General features: G+C 43.6%; 18 protein-coding genes. 12 read left to right on the forward strand and 6 right to left on the reverse strand.

The window, feature by feature from the left end; translation table 11 throughout:
- Window positions 1–178: 178 nt before the first annotated feature.
- The 3 genes from GGD38_RS14730 to GGD38_RS14740 form a co-directional block, all read right to left on the reverse strand.
- A complete protein-coding gene (locus tag GGD38_RS14730; protein ID WP_375297003.1) occupies window positions 179–1,276 on the reverse strand; it encodes a DNA topoisomerase IB in 1,098 nt (365 codons plus the stop codon).
- Window positions 1,273–1,740: a low affinity iron permease family protein gene (locus tag GGD38_RS14735; RefSeq protein ID WP_375297004.1), complete on the reverse strand. Its 468-nt coding sequence runs from the start codon at window positions 1,738–1,740 to the stop codon at window positions 1,273–1,275. The genes GGD38_RS14730 and GGD38_RS14735 overlap by 4 nt, the downstream gene beginning before the upstream one ends.
- A gap of 185 nt (window positions 1,741–1,925) precedes the next feature.
- Entirely contained in the window at window positions 1,926–2,552 is a 627-nt protein-coding gene (locus tag GGD38_RS14740) for a ferritin-like domain-containing protein (RefSeq protein ID WP_375297005.1), read from the reverse strand.
- A 182-nt stretch (window positions 2,553–2,734) separates the two neighbouring features.
- On the opposite strand from GGD38_RS14740, the gene GGD38_RS14745 reads away from it, so the two are divergent.
- The gene (locus GGD38_RS14745; protein ID WP_375297006.1) at window positions 2,735–3,247 is read left to right on the forward strand and encodes a hypothetical protein; all 513 of its coding nucleotides are present in this window, start codon (window positions 2,735–2,737) and stop codon (window positions 3,245–3,247) included.
- Between the two features lie 528 nt (window positions 3,248–3,775).
- On the opposite strand, the gene GGD38_RS14750 is transcribed toward GGD38_RS14745, so the two are convergent.
- Window positions 3,776–4,801 (reverse strand): helix-turn-helix transcriptional regulator, encoded by a 1,026-nt coding sequence (locus GGD38_RS14750; protein WP_375297007.1) that lies wholly within the window; start codon window positions 4,799–4,801, stop codon window positions 3,776–3,778.
- A gap of 433 nt (window positions 4,802–5,234) precedes the next feature.
- On the opposite strand from GGD38_RS14750, the gene GGD38_RS14755 reads away from it, so the two are divergent.
- The 8 genes from GGD38_RS14755 (at window position 5,235) to GGD38_RS14790 (ending at window position 13,251) form a co-directional block, all read left to right on the forward strand.
- Entirely contained in the window at window positions 5,235–5,540 is a 306-nt protein-coding gene (locus tag GGD38_RS14755; RefSeq protein ID WP_375297008.1) for a hypothetical protein, read from the forward strand.
- Window positions 5,497–5,718: a T9SS type A sorting domain-containing protein gene (locus GGD38_RS14760; RefSeq protein WP_375297009.1), complete on the forward strand. Its 222-nt coding sequence runs from the start codon at window positions 5,497–5,499 to the stop codon at window positions 5,716–5,718. Before GGD38_RS14755 ends, GGD38_RS14760 begins: the two co-directional genes overlap by 44 nt.
- 281 nt (window positions 5,719–5,999) lie before the next feature.
- On the forward strand, window positions 6,000–7,193 hold the full coding sequence (locus tag GGD38_RS14765; RefSeq protein WP_375297010.1) for a glycoside hydrolase family 5 protein: 1,194 nt from the start codon (window positions 6,000–6,002) through the stop codon (window positions 7,191–7,193).
- Window positions 7,194–8,059: 866 nt separating this feature from the next.
- Window positions 8,060–8,689 carry a hypothetical protein gene (locus tag GGD38_RS14770; RefSeq protein ID WP_375297011.1) on the forward strand — a complete coding sequence of 210 codons (630 nt, stop codon included), beginning with the start codon at window positions 8,060–8,062 and terminating at the stop codon, window positions 8,687–8,689.
- Between the two features lie 11 nt (window positions 8,690–8,700).
- Window positions 8,701–9,696: a hypothetical protein gene (locus GGD38_RS14775; RefSeq protein WP_375297012.1), complete on the forward strand. Its 996-nt coding sequence runs from the start codon at window positions 8,701–8,703 to the stop codon at window positions 9,694–9,696.
- A 132-nt stretch (window positions 9,697–9,828) separates the two neighbouring features.
- Window positions 9,829–11,595, forward strand: coding sequence for an OmpA family protein (locus GGD38_RS14780; protein ID WP_375297013.1), 1,767 nt, complete (start codon window positions 9,829–9,831; stop codon window positions 11,593–11,595).
- A gap of 85 nt (window positions 11,596–11,680) precedes the next feature.
- Complete coding sequence (locus GGD38_RS14785) at window positions 11,681–12,463, forward strand: ABC transporter permease (RefSeq protein ID WP_375297014.1); 783 nt, start codon at window positions 11,681–11,683, stop codon at window positions 12,461–12,463.
- Window positions 12,460–13,251, forward strand: a complete 792-nt coding sequence (locus GGD38_RS14790) for an ABC transporter ATP-binding protein (RefSeq protein ID WP_375297015.1) — start codon at window positions 12,460–12,462, stop codon at window positions 13,249–13,251. Before GGD38_RS14785 ends, GGD38_RS14790 begins: the two co-directional genes overlap by 4 nt.
- Before the next feature lie 124 nt (window positions 13,252–13,375).
- Here the strand turns inward: GGD38_RS14790 and GGD38_RS14795 are convergent, their stop codons facing one another.
- A complete protein-coding gene (locus GGD38_RS14795) occupies window positions 13,376–13,894 on the reverse strand; it encodes a hypothetical protein (RefSeq protein ID WP_375297016.1) in 519 nt (172 codons plus the stop codon).
- Window positions 13,895–14,214: 320 nt separating this feature from the next.
- Here GGD38_RS14795 and GGD38_RS14800 point away from each other — a divergent pair, with 320 nt between their 5' ends.
- The gene (locus tag GGD38_RS14800) at window positions 14,215–17,283 is read left to right on the forward strand and encodes a DUF2723 domain-containing protein (RefSeq protein ID WP_375297017.1); all 3,069 of its coding nucleotides are present in this window, start codon (window positions 14,215–14,217) and stop codon (window positions 17,281–17,283) included.
- 63 nt (window positions 17,284–17,346) lie between these two features.
- Here GGD38_RS14800 and GGD38_RS14805 read toward each other — a convergent pair whose 3' ends face one another.
- Window positions 17,347–17,805: a hypothetical protein gene (locus GGD38_RS14805; protein WP_375297018.1), complete on the reverse strand. Its 459-nt coding sequence runs from the start codon at window positions 17,803–17,805 to the stop codon at window positions 17,347–17,349.
- A 173-nt stretch (window positions 17,806–17,978) separates the two neighbouring features.
- Here GGD38_RS14805 and GGD38_RS14810 point away from each other — a divergent pair, with 173 nt between their 5' ends.
- Complete coding sequence (locus GGD38_RS14810) at window positions 17,979–18,566, forward strand: peptidylprolyl isomerase (RefSeq protein WP_375297019.1); 588 nt, start codon at window positions 17,979–17,981, stop codon at window positions 18,564–18,566.
- 8 nt (window positions 18,567–18,574) lie between these two features.
- On the forward strand, window positions 18,575–19,291 hold the full coding sequence (locus GGD38_RS14815) for a phytanoyl-CoA dioxygenase family protein (protein WP_375297020.1): 717 nt from the start codon (window positions 18,575–18,577) through the stop codon (window positions 19,289–19,291).
- Window positions 19,292–19,335 lie beyond the last annotated feature (44 nt).

Here is a 19,335-nt window from a genome sequence, read left to right on the forward strand (position 1 = left end):
GGTTAAGGCCTGATTTGTAGCGTAAGTTTATAATGAGTTTTACAATTCGATCGTTGTTACCGGCCCTTCTTTCCACACCATTTCAGCACGCCGGCTATACATATATATTTATAAAAACTATGCCTAAAATTTTAAACGGGAACAAATTGCATCTGTAGAAAATAGTTCCCATTATAGCTTAGCTTTTGTGGAACGACTGTAGAATTTTCATCAATACCTGTTCGTCTGCATGTAATTCGGGCGTATCATCTGTACCCGATTCTTCATCTAACTGTATCAGGTATTTCTTTAAACTATTCTCTTCGTATAAAGCTATCAGTTGTGGATGAACGTAGTATTTTTTACACACAGTACGTGTATTCCCCAACTTTAGGCTCACTTCATCGAGCGCCGCCACAATATTCTTCTTACAATCGGTAGCAGTAACCGCTTCGCCCATAGCGCGTAACGACCTTAATAAATTCAGCGACCCTGCCCAGGTGCGAAAATCCTTTGAGGTAAAATCCATTCCTGTTGTATCTTTTATATAACTGTTAATCATGCCCGAATCAACAGGATGTTTGTTCCCTTCTTCATCATAATACTGAAAAAGTTCGCTGCCCGGTATTTCCCGACAGTTTTTTACAATACGTGCCAACCGTTTACTTTTCAACGTTATATCGTGGCTAACGCCTTTCTTTCCTTTGAACGAAAATCGAATGGTATCCCCGGCTATCACCACGTGTTTATCTTTCAGCGTGGTAATGCCATGTGAGCCATTCTGCTTTTCATATTCTCCACTTCCTACCCGTATATATGTACGTTCCATAAGGCTTACAACGGTAGCTATAACTTTTGAAGCGGTTAGGTTTCTTTGATTTAAATCAATTGCCAGTTGCTTGCGTAATGTGGGTAATGCTTTACCAAATTCGAGCAAACGGTGAAACTTTGTTTCATTACGTAAAACCGACCATAAGGGATGATAACGATATTGTTTACGCTTGCGCAGATCTAACCCGGTGGCCTGTATATGTCCATTTGGCAGCGAGCAGATCCATACCGACGTCCATGAGGGTGGAATGGCCAGGCTTCTGATGCGCTTTATATCTTCTTTCTTACGGAGTAGTTTACCCTCGAACATATACATATAGCCCCGCCCCTTTTTATATCGTGAAATGCCCGGCTGAGTATCTGATACATACTTAAGATCGGCCAGGGTGGCAGCTTTTGCATAGTCTCTGTAAATTTTTAAATGTTGCCGGTGCGTCACCTTCACTTTTACTACCCGCTCCATCATTTTCCGGTTTTAGTTCTTTTAAATTCATGCACATTTTCAGCCTCGCTTAATGAATGCGATGTGTTAACATCACCTTCCTTTGCAGCCAGATCGGAAAGTTTTATATAAAACTTCTTGATCTTCTCAAGCTCTTCATCTGTGAGGTCCTCAATATCAACCAGCCGGTTGCTTGCACGTTCATGACTGGCAATTAGTTCATTCAATTTCAAATGCATAGCCACCGTGTCTTTATTCTGTGACTGTTGAATAATGAAGACCATCAAAAAGGTAATAATGGTAGTGCCGGTATTGATGACGAGTTGCCAGGTATCGGAGAATCCAAATATGGGTCCTGTAATAGCCCAAACTATAACAACCGTTAAAGCGATTAAGAATGCGTAAGGTGAACCTGTGGCCTTGGTCACTTTATTCGACATTTTCTGAAACAGGGCCGAGAGCCTGCTTTTTTGTTTCTTCCTTTCCATAACCATGTCCTTTTAGAAAATGTAACCTGGAAGTATCGATCGTCAAGGACGGGACAAAAAAAAGTCAGGCCAGGAATGGCCCGACACCAGTAGACCTTAAAAAACCCCTAAATCTATAACCAGAACTAAAAATCTTATACCAGGGTAGCCGTTTTGGGGAATCTGTCGATTTTTTTAATGTTCTATTAATCCCGGTCCTCTTCGTCGTCCATTCCTTCGTGCCCTTCTTCCGTAGCGCCCTGCTCATTAACACTGCCTTCGGCAATGCTTGTAAGCAGCAGATCGGCTTCCTTTTCTTCATTTAATGTTTCAGCCAAAACTTCGGCTACATCGTGTAATCCAATTGTTTTTGCCAGCTGCACCAAACTACCATAAGTAGCTATTTCATAGTGCTCCATCTTTTGTGCAGCCATTATAAGAGCTACATCGCGAGTGGCAGTTTGTTCCTCAGTTTCTTCCACAATTTCGGTGGCTTCCTTAACCAGTCCTTCCATAGCCTGGCATTTTTTGGCCTTGGCAGTTTCACCCATCATTTTAAATACATCTTCAAGCCGGCGAACATGCTCTTCGGTTTCCGCCTGGTGATCGCCAAAAGCATCGGCCAATTCCTCACTTGTGGCGGCCTTTTGCAATTTGGGTAACTCTTTCGCCAAATGTTTCTCTGCCCAATAAATATCCTGTAACTCGTCTACAAAAAACTTTCTTAGTAACGACTGATTATCCATTTTACCTGAGGTGGCTTTACTACTCTTACTACTGCTTTTACTGCTGGTAGCTCCCTGATTTTTTGAGCTCCTCCCTGATCTTTCCATAACGCATTGTTTTGTTGTGATAAAAACGGATTGTACCAAAATGATGAAAATAGGGTGCCACGTATATATACTATATGCATTTGTTTGTGTAGAAAAATGTCTACGTGACCCCTGTAGCGCAACCGGTTTGGGCATCCCGTTTAAGTGGTATCTATTTTGAACTTTACTACTAAAACACACATATGAGAGCCGCTAGCAGTATACCTTTTTTACAGGAGAAGATACAGGGAATAGGCAGTGCATTGTTTTATAATTTAAGCGGAGGCGTGTTAAAATTCCCTACCACTATTGTTTCTATTCTTAAAGTAGATGAATTGGCCAACATCTGGTTCTTTATGAACCGGCCCGAGCAACAGATCAATGAATTTGACCGTGAATTTCCTGCCCACATGCAGTTCTATCGTAAAGGCAAAGGTTATTACCTGCAAATAGTAGGTAAGGCTTATGTAATAAACGATCCTGAAGAACTGAATGGCTTAATTGGATTATCGGAGGAAATAAAAGCAAAAGCGTTTCACGAAATGGTACTGGTAAAAGTGAAGATAGGCAGCGCACAGTACTATCCGTTTCAACCAAAGTTTGCCTATAAAAGCAACCTGATGGGACTTTTAAACAGATTCTACAATTGGTTATTTAAAGAACCTGCAAGACAGGAGCCTTATATTTTACGGCCGTTGGCAAATTTGGGCTTCTGATGGTTAATGGTGAATGGTCAATGGTGAATAGCTCACGAAACTTCAGGCTTCAATACTCCTTCTGTTCCTTCCAATATTCTACACAAGCAAAGCCGGTTAACAGTTACCGGATACAATCCAATACATACTAGAGCAAATGTGATAATGTGGGGTTGACAAATTTCGGGACCCATTATTGATAGCCAAGGCTGTTAACGTTTCTGGTTCGCAGCCTTAGCTATATTCACTTAAAAAGAACCCTATAAAGCCAGGCTTTACAGGGTTTATGTTGGACGCCGACTTAGGGGACGAGGTTGAATAATGTGCTGATGTGATAATGAGATAATGTGATAATGTGATAATGTGATAATGGCCTCGCGAACGTTGAACATCGCGACTAAAATCCAAAGGTTGCTACTTCAGGTTCACAGTTCAGAGTTCATAGTTCACTGTTCATTGAGCCATTGCCGACAAGCGAGCCTCGAAATTGGGCGTTTGCCGTTTCACATCTTACGTTTTACGACTTGTTCGCGCAGGCGAATTGCCGACTTACGAACTTAATAATTCAAGTTGTTTCTTTTTAATACTTCCAGGCGAAAAACCATGGTGCTTTTTGAAGATCTCAATAAAGTGGCTCACCTTTTCGTAGCCCATCAGTTCTGCAATTTCATTTACCGTATGCGGCCGTTGCATCATTAATGTTCTGGCCAGCTCCATTTTACGGTTCAGGTAATATTCATAAATGCTTTTACCATAAATGATCTTAAAATACCGCTTCAACGTAGATTCGCTTAAGGCCAGCGTTTTGGCAATGGCGCTTAACCGGGGCGGCGATTTTTGAAGATTGGCAATCAGAATAGCTTCCGCCTCTTTTACTTTATCATAATACAGATCAATGTGGTTGTGTGTTTTATCATTACTTTCTTTTGAAGCAGCAGTCAGAAATTCTTTTATCAGCGCCTCTGCAACGGGCAGCATGGCCGAAGGGTCTGCCTTCCTGTCCTCAATACAATCTATAAGTTTGCCAGCCAGCGCATTGGCTTTCGCCTGGCAAGCCTCTATGAGCACCGGCAAAACATTTTCATCCATAATACCATCATTAAAATATCGGGCAACATGTATATAACCCGGCTGTTGCTTAAGCCAGTAAGCCGAAATGGTAAAATCAATAAACCGAATGGGTAACTGCGGATGTAATTGCAGCACCCCGTTTACCGATTCGGGGGCCAGCGCAAACCGCCGCTCGCGCACTTTATGGTATTGCTGATGCTCGTTTATACTTTTCAGGTCAACCGACTCAGGTGTTTGTATGTATAATAACCCAAACCCATTATCGGCAATGTACATGGGCATGGCCTCTTTTATTATTTCTAACGGTTTAACCAGGAAAAGGTCCCACACCCGCATATATAATCCTGCATCGAGATGATACCTTTTTATTTGACCACGGCCAAGTTCCCCGGAAAACTTGATCATCGTATTACTTTCTTCCAGCTCACCACCGGTTTCATACGCTAAGTCTTTAAATGCATCATCCCGGTCAATTTTACTTATACGAATTGAATAGCTCTTCATGCGTTTTAGGTTTAGATGTAAACAAGGCTTTAATTACATGCTCGCTTTTCAAATCAGGAATACAACCAATTACCATTATATATAAACACCCATACACGATAGATGAACCCTGTAAAAAAAAGCAATTTGGGCTGTTGAGCATAAACCTACAAATTTTATAAGCATTTTCTACTACCAGCCAGTGGCATATAAAAGTGAATTGATCTAAGTCAATGAAATTCGGCATATAACATGTAAGAATAAGTGTTTACTGACCTAATTCGGGTATTCTTTGAATTGTAAGGGGTACTAAGAACCCATTAGCCGTACTTCCCCTACATTAGGGAATTCGCCACCATGCGTAGACCCTGTAGTAAATTGGTTCAATACCGGTTTATGTGTAAGCACACCGCTGCCGGTTACTTTAACCGAGTTCAAAGGACAAGAGAAAAACATGACCATCAATCTCACCTGGAAGGTAGCCGATGAAAAGGACGTGAACCGGTACGAAGTACAAAGAAGCCGCGATGGTGTAACCTTTGAAACCATCGGCATTGTGTTCGCCTGGGAAGAAGCAGTGCATGCAGACTACGCCTTTAACGACAAAAACACCAACCCCGGCATCAACTACTACAGGCTGAAAATGACAGACAACGATGGCGTGTTTAAATACTCAAACATACTTAATAGCGGTTGCCCCAAACCCTACGGTAAACATGATCAATATTCAGCTAACGGGTTTAACCGAAGCCTCATATAGATTGGAACTGCGCAGTGTAACCGGACAGAAATTTATTGAGCGAACATTTAATGCTACCGGATACAGACACAATGAAAAACTTATGCGGACTGCCTCAATGACACCGGGCATTTATTTCTTAACAATATTTGGAAAGAATAATCATAAAATCACTTCAAACAGGGTCATAGTCCTCTAGGTCAAAACATGCGAATGTTAGCCCTGGCGATTTCGCCGGGGCTTTTTATTTGCTTGTTATCGGGTTCAATACGTAACTTACCTGTAATAATTATTTGCATGCGTGTTATCAGCAATCAACAAACGAACACACTTCTGACGGTTTGGCAACCATCCAAAACCTGCGAATTAAATTTATGGTGTTACCCTAACCATAACAGTTTTTGGTACGTTTCATGCAAGAAGGATTTTGATTCACTAGTAGCGGAAAATTTTTCTCACTTTAAAAAATCCTTGGAGCAAATGAAATGTAAAGGCCTGAACCGCCGGACATTCCTACGGAATGTTGGGCTGGCTACGGTAGCGCATGTGGTGGGATGTACTAAAGTTATACCTGAGCTTGCAGCGCTTACCTCAAGTAGCATTAACGCAAATACCGAAAGCAATATTGGCAGGAACAAATTACCTAAATGGAAAGGGTTTAACATTCCCGATTATTTTCAACCCGATCCCTGGTATGCAGGAACACCTACTGCCGAGGAGTATTTTAGATGGGTTGCAGACTGGGGATTTGACTTTATACGAATGCCTGTAGCTTACCCCACTTACCTCAACATTACCCCCAAACAGAAGTACATTACTGCCGACGATGTATACAAGATTGATGAAAACAAGGTTAGTCAGATTGAAAAGACCATTTACCTGGCGCAAAAGTACAACCTGCATGTGAGCCTGAACCTGCACCGCGCACCCGGCTATTGCGTAAGTAATGGTTATAACGAACCATATAATTTATGGAAAGAAAAGAATGCGCAGGATGCCTTCTGTTACCACTGGGCATTTTGGGCAAAACGGTTTAAGAATGTATCAACCAGTAAGATCAGTTTCGATCTGGTGAATGAGCCCTGCTATCGCGAAAATGTAAACGACACTATGTCGAAGACAACGGCCGTTCCCGGCGCAACCTATCATACAGTAGCAAAAGCGGCTACCGATGTAATTCGCAAAGTGAACCCTAAATTTTATGTTATTGCCGAAGGCAACCTTGGTAATGCTGCACCTGAGCTGGCCGACCTGAACATTGGACAAAGCTGCCGTGGTTATTATCCATACGAGATCTCGCATTACAAAGCGCCCTGGGTATATCCTGACCCTGCTTACCAGCCAACGCCTTTGTGGCCCGGTAATATTGGCGGCAAGTATTATAGCCGGGCAGTGATGGAAGAGTATTATAAACCCTGGATAGACCTGGTGAAGAAAGGCGTTGGTGTGCATTGTGGCGAATGTGGTTGCTGGAAACAAACACCTCACGATGTTTTTCTGGCCTGGTTTGGCGATGTGCTTGATATTCTTACCACCAACGGAATTGGTTTTGCGCTGTGGGAATTGAAAGGCGATTTTGGAATTCTTAATTCAAACCGGTCAGATGTTCAATATGAAGACTGGTATGGTCATAAGCTTGATAGGAAGCTATTGAAGTTATTACAAAGCAAATAGGTTTTAGGAAGGTGTGTCGTATAATGCACCTTTTTTCGTGAAACGGCAAACGTGAAACGGCAAACGCCCAATTTCGAGGCTCGTTTTTGTCGGCAACAGTCTGAATTTCAGGCAGCACAAGGCAGGAAGCGAATCTGGGAATTAGCGAGCCCTTTCACGTTTCACGTCTCACGTTTCTCGACTCACCACTCACCACTCACCACTCACCATTCACCACTCACCACCCACCACTCATAACACATACTTTACCGATTGTGAAACAAAACTTACCGCTCGTGTCGGTTTTTGTAAACGAATCGTTAATGCACCTATACCTTTGAGTTGTCTAATCAAACAGGAGATAACGCTCCACTGCAAATGAATAAGATAATAGAACTCCGTTTCTTCATCTACCGGCAAAGAGTTAAGCCACCAGCAATCATCCACATTTAAGATCGGCGAAAAATACTTCCTGGTATGCCATGCCCAGGCACTTACACCTATGCGGCACTGCTGCGTACTGTTATTTCCATGCTCAATACCTCAACAATGAAAATTAAATGTTGGATCGGTCCACTCCTGGCTGTAATAATCTTATTTACACTGCGACAGACGATGTATGAACTCCGAAATGAACAACAACAGTCAGTTATACCCGCAGCAAAGATCAACAAGTTAAAGTTAAGTCCTCCTGTGGCCGCCACCCTTATAATCAGGGACACACTGCCCTTCTGAAAATACTTCAGTTAAGCAAACAAGGCAGCAAAAGCAACTGGCATAACAGCATCAACTGTTATTGGTGACCGTGCTATGCCCGGTCACAAGCTCTCCCCAACAGATGGGGAGGGAGTGATAGCCTATTGACAACTTATAAATATCATACAACTATGGTCAACTTAGGAAAGAAAATATTGTCGGCCTTCGTGGAAGTAAGCGACGACAAAAAACCGGTGGAGGAAAAACCAATTACTGCGCCCCCGGCCACCTTCTATACAAACATAGCTGCTAACAACAGTTATACATCAGCGCCAAATGGTAAATTCAAAGCACACTTTGAAAAGCTATTGAAAGAAGCCAACATTACGGGACCAGGCTATTACGAGTACAGTAAAATGATAGACGCCATGCAGGCAATTGCCGATGAACAGGTACGCCACATCACTGCTTTTGCAGGATTGAGTGTTCAGGGCCTCGACAAACAAAAACTATTGACCAGCGCTTTGCAATACCTGCAGGTGCTGGATGACGATGCCGCCAGCTTCCACAACACCGTAGATGCCGCCATACAGGAAAAAGTGCACGAGAAGAAACGGCTGATGGATGAAAAAGAAAAACGCATTCAACAGCTCATGCAGGAAATAAGCACGATGCAAACCGATATACTGAACCTGCAGCATGAAATAAAAGAGAATGAAACCAAGATCGAAGCCAATACGGGCGGGTATAAATATGAGAGCGAGGCTGCAAAAGACCGTATTAGCCGGGATATGGAAAAAATAAAAAGTTATATACAATAAAACAACGCAACATGATGAACCTCGTCCATAAAACAAAAACACCCGGCTGGTTCTCTGAACCCAAGAACCTTGCCACCGCTATAATAGGTTTTTCATTATTCGCGGGGGTAACGTACGGGTTCGTTACGTATGTATTACCCTGGCTTGTAACAGTAACCTGGAACCTGGTGAACCTGGTTATAGGTGGTGTGGTCCTTGGCTTTTTGCTGATGATCGTTACCAACAAAAAATTCTGGCGGGCACTGAAATACTTCTCGGCTTTTATTGCCAACTATACTATTGGCATTGCCATAGAATTGAACCCCTTCAATATTCTGCAGGCAAAAATTGAGCAGGGTTATAAAGACAGGAACACTTTATACAAGCAGGGCGCTAAATTAAAAGGCAAACAAAGTGAGCTGGTTGATAAACTGGCCGACAAAGAAAAAGAGCTGCAGTTGAACATACAAAAAGTAAAGATCGTGCAAGCCGAACAGGGAAAGAACAGTCGCCAGGTTGACCTGTATGCAAACAATGTATTGCGTTGCCGCGAATACATCGACAATGTAACACCCATAGTTAGTGACCTGAACAAGCTGATAAAATTTGCCGACGCAGCCTATGAAGAGAGCGGCATCATGCTCGAAGATGCAAAGCTCGACCTGGATGCAAAGAAAGACCTGTACTATTCAGTAACAACCGGTTTATCGGCCGTAACAAGCGCCATGAAGGCCTTCAAGGGTGACGATGAACTGAATCAGGATGCCGAAAAAGCCCTGGCCATATTGAAAGTACAGATCGGTGAAAAGATCGGCCATATTAGATCGGCCATAGACGTTACCTCGCGATTTATGGACGACAAGGTTCTTGAGAACAAAGCCAAATCGGCCCAGGCCATCGAACTCATCAACCAGTTCAATATTGATAACGACTTTAACTACACGCAGCATTCACTGGAAAAAAATATCGATAGCGGTAGGTTGAAGGGCATTTCAATGCCTGACAGATATCGTGGGTTGCTGGATTAATAGTGGACGAGTTAACGATGAGTTGAAAAGTTGATGAAGATGATAGAGTTGATAAAGGAAAAGCCCATTCACGTAATTGCCACCTATGAAGAACAAACAATAAACCACCAACAAACATAACTACACATAACAATGTCACTTAAATTAAAACCCGCCGGAAAAGTATTTATCATCACTGCAGTAGTAGCTGCAGGTATTATCGGCGTACGCTGGTATCAGAATCAGCCTAAAGATGTAAACGGATCAATTACCGTAGGTAAAGTGGCCCTGCCCGATGCGCCGGACGCTTCTTTACAAGGTAGTGCTGTTAAACTGCCCCTGCCTGGTGATGCGCCCGCGGTGAACGGCGGTACGCAAATCACCTGGGAACGCATGGCCTGGAACAGCCAGTTCGCTGGTATGTATGCCAACGGCGGCATTCAAACTACTAAAGGTTCTTTATTTGATAAAGCACACCTCGATGTAACATATGTTCGCCAGGACGACTGTAACAAACAAATGGCCGACCTGGTAAAATTTGCCAGCGATTATAAAAGCAATCCCAACACCCCTGGTGTATTGATAACCTTCATGGGCGATGGCATGCCGGCCTTTATGACCTCGCTCGCCAAAGAGCTTGAACCTTTAGGCCCCGAATACCAACCTATTATTATACCGGTTACCCATGGTAAATCGTATGGCGAAGACCAGGTGATGGGCCCTTTGTCGTGGAAACAGGACCCAAAGAATGCAGTAGGCAAATGCGTTGCCGGTGTATTACGCGATGGCGACATCAATATTTTATTGAAATGGGCCGGCGACAACGGACTGCAGGTAAACCCCGATGAAACCACTTACGACGGTAATGCCATCAACCTCATTGCCGCTAACGACTTTCTCGATGCGCCTAACAAGTACATCACCGGTTATACCGAAAAAAGAAAGCTGGTGGTAAATGGAAGAACAACCGGTACCGATACAACCGTTGGTGTAGACGCTGTTGCCACCTGGACACCCGGTGACGTAAATGTCGCCACTAAAAAGGGCGGACTGGTAACCATTGCCAGCACCAAACAATATGCATCGCAAATGAGTAATCAAACCATTGCCATTAAACGATGGGCCAATGATCACCGTACCGATATCGAGAACATGATCATTGCCCTGGCAAACGCCGGCGACCAGGTACGTTCGTTTAACGACGCCAAACAATTTGCGGCCCAGGTGAGCGCTCAATTGTATCAGGAGCAGGATGCCGCTTACTGGCTGAAATACTTCAATGGCATTGAAGAAAAAGACATCCAGGGTATTAAAGTAACACTGGGTGGTTCTGCGGTGTTCAACCTGAACGATATGGCCAACACCTATGGCTTGGGTGAAGACAGGGTAGACCGTTACAAGGCGGTGTACAACACCTTTGGTAACCTGATGGTGAAAATGTACCCTTCCATAATGCCCGGCTTTTTACCGTATGAAAAAGCTATTGACAAATCGTTCCTGTTCAGCGTGATCTCGAACCACCCCGAACTGTTACAGGGCAAGGCTATTGAAACAAAGTATGCCGAACAGATCACCAGTGCCGTATCTAGCAAATCATATGCGATACAGTTTGAGACCGGTTCCACCACTATCTTACCAGCCTCCTACCGGATGCTCGATGAGATCTTTGAATCGGCCGTTGTAGCCGAAGGCTTGAAACTGGGCGTGTATGGCCATACTGATAATAAAGGTAGCAACAACGTAAACGTACCGCTTTCACAAAAGCGCGCCGAAAGCGTAAGAAGCTACCTGCTAAGAAAAGGCTTGAAAGAAAATCAGATCGAAGCCAAAGGTTATGGCGCTGAAAAACCCGTAGCCGATAACAACAATGAAGCCGGCCGTTGCAGGAACAGACGTGTTGAGATCGTACTGGGTGAGTAATACAAATAGCTATCGGTATCACAATAGCCGTGTTGTGGAGTTGCAGCCACAACGCAGCTTTCTTCAAAGACCAACGAACAACTAAATGAAAAAGATCTTTCAACCATTTGCAACCATCAACCGGCAAACCATTTTAACTATGGTGGCCATGCAGGTGGTGATAACATTAATGCTATGGCATACGCTGTGCACCGGACTAATACCCAAACCCACAAAGGTAGCCGCCGCCTTTGTTCAACTGCTGGGGAGCAAACTGCTTTTGGACAATATACTGGTAAGCCTGCTGCTTACCTTAAAGGCTATGCTGTACTCGATAATAATCACCCTGTTGTTTGCTTATTTATCAGTACTGCCTTTTTTTAAAAGCGTGGCGCAATTCATTGTGAAATGCCGTTACCTTACCCTTACCGGTTTGATATTCATTTTCACGCTGCTAACCAACGACGGCAGTGGGTTAAAGTTATCGTTATTGGTGTTTGGCATTGTGCCCTTCTTTGTAACCTCGTTCCTGGCGGTAATTGTACAAATTGATCAACAGGAATATGAGTTATGCAAAACATTGGGTTATAATAACTGGCAAACATTATACGAAGTGATCATCATAGGCAAGGCCGACCAGGTGTTTGAGATCCTACGGCAGAACTTTGCCATCAGCTGGTTAATGATCACCATGGTAGAGGGCCTTAGCATGAGCGAAGGCGGTATTGGCACCTTACTGATAAAATACAACAAGTACAACGATCTTACTAATGTACTGGCACTGCAGCTGGTGATCTTTATTATTGGTTTATTGTTCGATTATTTACTGGGCGCCGTGCGCCAATGGTTGTTTCCCTATAGCAGATTAAAAAAAGCGAAAGCATTATGACAGAACATGTAAAAGCAGAAGTGGTGCTGCAGGCAACAAACCTTCAGCTTACCTACGACAGGCCCATTCTGCGCGATATAAATTTTTGTATCAGGAATATTGTGCGCCCCGGTTTATCGCAGGGACAGGTGGTTAGCCTTGTGGGCCGAAGCGGTATTGGCAAAACGCAGTTGATCAAAATAGTATCGGGTTTGCAACAACCTACTGCCGGCCGCGTAACCATCTACAACAACAAACCGGTAAAGGCCGGCGATATGGGTGTTATATTCCAAAACTATTACCTGTTTGAGTGGCGCACCGTGTATCAATCATTGATGCTGGCCGCTAAAAAGAACAGCAAATTGTTTGCAATGGAAAAACAGATCATTGAACAATATGCCGAACAGTTTCAGTTAACGGGCCACCTGAACTTATACCCGCAGCAGTTATCGGGTGGTCAGCGCCAGCGGGTAAGCATTATACAGCAGCTGTTAAAAGGCTCCGACTTTATTTTGCTCGATGAACCATTCAGCGGCCTCGATGTATGTATGCTTGATAAAGCCGTAGCGTTGTTACAGCAGGTTTCGTTATCAGATGAGTTGAAAACGCTTATCATTGTTTCGCACGATATTGAAACAAGCGTAGCCATTTCCGACACGGTATATATACTGGGTGCCGAACCCGGTAAAGCAGGCGCTACCATTAAGAAGGAAATAGATCTTATTGAAAGGGACCTGGCGTGGGTGAAGGATATCAGGCGGGAGAAAAGATTTTTAGAGACCATTGAGGAAATCAAGAGAGAGTTGTAATACAAAATAGGCGTGCCACACGTTGGAACCGTGACACGCCTTTATAGCTTGACGAGTTAACGAGTTGACGAGTTAACGAGGAATACAACTTAACAACTGAACAACTCAATAAACTGAATAACTTTTATATCCCAAACCGCCAACCGGCCTTAAACCCAACCCATGAAGCGAAACCGCCGTTGCGAACGAAACCATCAAAGGCTACGCCCATTTCAAATGGGCCAAGCTTTACTCCACCGCCCACATCGGCAGAAAAACGAGAGGAAGTAGAACTGGTTGTCTTATCTTTTATTTGACCAATACCCGCATCTGTATGAACGAACAATAAATTAGTTGGTAAAAAATATTTGCGCACCCCTACTTTCATGGGAACATAGGTAATGTTACCCAGGTCCTTCGATGGAGAATTAAACACCATATAGCCAACCGTACCGGTAAGGAAAGTTTTCTTGCCAACCTTAACGCCGGCCCCGCCCTCGGCCCCTGCACCATAGTTATAATCGGCTTTAAAACTATTCTGCACCGGGCTGGCATACTGGCCATGCGCAAATGCAAAGAATATTTTCTGCGCCTGCACACCACTGCACAAGCCGGCAATGATCAATATTGCCATTACCATTAAAGAGCGAATACCATATTTCATATTGGCTGGTTGTATTATAACAGCGTTGAAAAATTTATGCCATTCTAAACAAGCTCCATGGCTGTTTATTCACATATATCTGCATTGTAATACAAGATAGCTTTTGCCTAAAGGCCTCACCAACAATTAACGTTTCTATAGGATATGAATACGCTCCCGAAAATGAAATTGGAGAAATATAGCCGAATTTTAAGATTCTGTTAGAATATCAATCTTCCCGAAAGTTTAACATGCTGATAAAGATAGGCACTCTGTAATAAAACCAGCAAGGGCAAAGGGATTAAAGTAGTTATTTCTCTGTGAACTTTAAATCCAACACAATGAACTTCAACAAAGTGAACAACCTGGCGGGCTTTGCGGTATGCGCTATTGCCTGTACCGTTTACCTGCTTACCATGGAACGCACCGTTAGTTTATGGGATTGCGGTGAATTTATTTCTACAGCTTACACAATGGGTATTCCCCACCCGCCCGGCGCGCCCCTGTTTATCCTGATAGCCCGGTTTTTTATTATTCTGTTTGGGAACAACCCGGCCACCGTGGCCATTGCCGTAAACAGTATGAGCGCCATTGTAAGTGCGTTAACCATATTGTTCCTGTTTTGGACCATAACCCATTTTGCCCGCAAGCTTATTCAAAAGAACGATGAACCGCTAAGCCGGCAATCTATTTTTCTTATCATCAGCGCGGGCACTGTAGGCGCCCTGGCTTACACCTTCTCCGATTCATTTTGGTTCAGCGCAGTTGAAGGCGAAGTGTATGCACTTTCTTCTTTCTTTACCGCCCTGGTATTTTGGGCCATACTGAAATGGGAACAACAAAGCCACAAACCCGGGGCCGACAAATGGCTAATATTCATCTTCTACATGATGGGCCTTTCAATAGGCGTTCACCTGTTGAACCTGCTTACCATACCAGCCATTATAATGGTTTATTATTTCAAACGATTCAAAGTAACAAGGCTCAATACGGTCTTTGCTTTTCTTATCGGTTGCGCCATCACCGGTTTTATTCAAAAATTCATTATTCAATACACTATAAAAGGCGCCGGCGCATTCGATATTTACTTTGTAAACGAATTGGGTATGCCCTTTTTTGTTGGCTTTACCTTCTTCTTTATTCTTATTGCAGCCGGTATTGCTTACGGCATCAGGCTTGCCAATAAAAGAAAACTGCATTATGCAAAACTGGGTTTATGGAGCAGCGCCTTTATGTTACTGGGCTATTCAACGTACCTAACCACCATGATACGTTCAAATGCCAACCCCGGTGTTGATATGTACAATATTGATAACCCCATTAACCTTGAAGGTTATTTAAGCCGTGAGAAGTATGGCGACTGGCCAATTGCATACGGTCCTGATTTTACCGACAAAGCACCTTTTGTAAAAACCGGCGATCAATATGTAAGGGGAAAAGACAAATACGAAATAAGCGGCTCACGTTATAAACAGGATTGGGGCAATACACCTTCCTCGCATTTATTCCCGCGCATGTACGACGAAAGTAACGATCGCGGGCAGGTTGATTGTTATCGCCAGTTTGCAGGGCTTGGCCCCGACGATTCGCCAACCATGGGCGATAACCTGAAATACTTTATGAAGTACCAGGCCGGCTGGATGTACATGCGTTACTTTATGTGGAACTTTGCCGGCCGGCAAAACGATTTGCAGGGATTTGGCAACCCACGCGATAGTAATTTCATCAGCGGCATTTCATTTATTGATAATGCCATGTACGGCAACCAGCAAAAATTGCCCGATAGCGCCCATGTAGCAAACAAAGCATTCAACCGCTTATATATGCTGCCCTTGTTATTGGGTGTTGCCGGACTACTATTCCAGTTAAAACGCAACCGCCGCGACTTGCTGGTAAATGGCTTATTGTTCTTTTGTACCGGGCTGGCCATTGTATTCTATTTGAACCAGGCCGGTTATCAGCCACGCGAACGCGACTATGCCTTTGTGGGCTCCTTCTATGCGTTCGCTATCTGGATAGGCCTTGGTGTATTATGGACCAAACAAGTGTTTGAGAAAATAACCAAAGCTTCGGTGGCTACCTATGCAGCAAGTGCATTATGTTTATTGGCGGTACCGGTATTAATGGCGCAGCAGGAATGGGACGATCATGACCGCAGCCAAAAAACACTGGCGCTTGACCTTGCTAAGAATTACCTGGAAAGTTGTCCGCCCAATGCTATTTTATTTACCGCCGAAGACAATGACTCTTACGGTTTATGGTATGCCCAGGAAGTAGAAGGCATTCGAAAAGATGTGCGCGTAGTAGTGAGCACGCTGTTAGGTACCGACTGGAGTATTGATCAGTTGCGATATAAAGTAAATGACAGCGATCCGTTCAATGTAGTATTCACGCCTGAACAGGTGGCAGGCGACCGCCTTAATGTTGTTTATTATAATAAAATGCCGGGTTTTGAAGCCGATAAATACTACGACCTGCACGATATACTTAAGAATGTAATTGCCAGCGACGACCCACGCTATACCACCACCTCAGAAGATGGCGATGTATATCATTTATACCCCACACAAAAATTCAGCGTACCTGTTGACAAAAAAGTGGTGACGGCCAATGGCACCGTCAATGCCAATGATAATGTTGTTGATTCAATACATATTGACCTAAGCGGTAAAAACTTCATCTTTAAGAACGACCTCGCCATACTGGCGGTTATTGCCGGCAACCAGTGGAAACGGCCTGTTTGTTTTACCAACAATAGCACGGCGCAGGACGTTGGGCTTGATAAATACACCCGCTTAAATGGGCTCACCTATCAATTGGTACCTGTTGAAAACACCAACAATGCCGGCATTAATACCGACCTGGCCTATAAGAATATTATGCAGAAGTTTGATTATGGCCATGCGAATAAAAAAGGGGTTTACTTTGATGAAGAGAACCGTCGCCGGATAAATACCATTAAACTCGCGCATGCACAGGTAGCACGCGGTCTTGCGCTTGCCGGCAGAAAAGAAGAGGCGCGTAAAGTTTTACATCGTTTTGACGACGAGGTTAGCCAGGCCAATATTCCATATGGCTTTACCAGCAACCGTGGTAATATGCATAATATTTTCTCGCTTCAATTCCTTGAATCCTGTTACCAGGCAGAGGACCTTACACTTGCCAATAAAGTAGCCGCTTCTATTAAAAAAGACCTGCAACAGCAAATGCGTTATTATCAAACCCTTGGCAATACCAGTTATACCCAGGAGCAGTTGGTGAACAATGCCTATATGCTTTTACAGGGTCAGGAAGGAGATCTATCGTACAGGCAAACCGCCTTTGCGCAGGATATACTTTCAAGTTATCAGTTATTGCAGCAACTGGCGAAATGGGAACAGGAGTTCGCGCCAAAGAAAGGATCATTATAAATAAAGGGTCCGCCAATAAACCGGCGGACCCTTACTATTCACAAACCTTCCAGAAAACATCGATTAATATCTGCTGAACCTGTAACGACCAATATAGCCGTTGGCATAGTTGGTACCTACAAATGAATTTATACCTACACTTACATTATCAAAGTACATATCAACGGCATCTTCGCCATAGTAATCAGAAACATGAATTGACAGATCGTAGTGCGAATTGGTAACATAAACACCATACTCATCATAGTAACCGGTGCTTATTTTAGTCATGCTCCAATTACCTTCAAGGGTAACTCCGTTCTCTACGTATTTAGCCCTACCGTTGTTATAGAAAGTAAACACACCATTTTCTACACCGGTGTTAACAGTGTACCAGCCGTATTTGTCTTTATGAGCGGCATCGGTAAGTACCCAGCTGCCGTTTATGTTGGGTTGAATATCTACATTAACTACTACTTTAGAACAGCTGGCAAAAGAAACAATGGCAATAAATAAAAAGGTTAAGCGTAAAATAGGTTTCATGACCGGTGTTTTTAAAGTGAATAAAGAGTGGTCGTATATATGATGGCGCACGGTGCAGTTAGTTTATTCATGGTTCACTTGAACCAGGTCATTTGTGAGATCGTTAACTTGGGGTTCATATTTCTTTAACAATCCACCCTTTTCTATTTAATTTGCATTGTTAAAATTTACAAATGCGCCACCAATACCTACTTATTGCTACCCTAAGCATCCTGCTAGCCGCCTGTGGAACCAAATACAAGAACCCGCATATTGAAATACAAACCAAGCTCGGCGATATTGAAGTGGAGTTATATCCCGACCAGGCGCCTAAAACCGTACATGCTTTTCTTTCTTATGTAAAAGCCGGTTATTACAATAAAAGTTCTTTCTATCGCGTGCTCAACGACGACAACCAGCCTTCCAATGCCTCTAAGGCCGAACTGATACAAGGTGGTATTTATAAATCGAACCCCAAAGTGCACGACACGCTTACCGGCATACCACACGAAACCACCGAGCAAACCCATTTGCAACATAAAAAAGGCACCATTTCATTGGCGCGCTTAGCTCCGGGCACCGCTACCAGTGAGTTCTTTATTTGTATTGCCGACCAGCCAGGCTTTGATTTTGGCGGTGAGAACAATGCCGACAAACAAGGCTATGCCGCTTTTGGCAAAGTGGTAAAAGGCATGGATATCGTATTCAAGATCTATAACCAGTCGGAAAATAACCAGTCATTCGACCCACCGGTACCTATTTACAATATCATTCAGTTATAACCGCACCTATGAACCTGCATAAAACGGGATTTACGATCATTGACAATGTATTTACTTCAGAAGAGGTGGCCGCTATTATTGACACCATCAATAGAATAGATACCAGCGGCCCCGCCTTTCGCAAAACCAGTGATCTGTTTGCCATCAGGCGGTTTTTAAAAGAAGTGCCTGCAATAAGTTCGCTCGTATTTAACAGCCGGTTACGGTCTGTAATAGATCAGCTGTTTGGCCCCGACTATTTCCTGGTAAAATCAATATACTTCGATAAACCCGAACAATCGAACTGGTTTGTGGCATATCACCAGGACCTTACTATTTCAGTAAACGAGAAAAAACAGGTGGCAGGCTTTGAACAGTGGACGGTTAAGAACGATCAGTTTGCGGTGCAGCCGCCGGTGGCGTTGCTGGAGAACATCTTCACCATCAGAATTCACCTCGATGATACCGACGAAAACAATGGCGCCCTGAAAATAGTGCCTGGTTCGCACCGTAAAGGCATTTACCGGCCCGAAACCATTGACTGGAACAAAGAACAGGAAGTGGTTTGCAAAGTGCAAAGCGGCGGTATTATGATCATGCAGCCTCTGCTGCTTCACGCCTCAAACAGGACCACGAACAATAATAAAAGAAGAGTGATACACCTTGAATTCAGCAACCAGTTGCTGCCAGGTGAGCTGCAATGGGCCGAATACCTTCCATTGAACAATTTTGCAGCAACTTCGTAAATGCTGTAAACCGAAAGTAATAAACGGGTTTTCCATAAAGAAAA

This window comes from Niastella sp. OAS944 (assembly GCA_024809215.1).
In the GTDB taxonomy this organism is placed as follows: Bacteria; Bacteroidota; Bacteroidia; order Chitinophagales; family Chitinophagaceae; genus Niastella.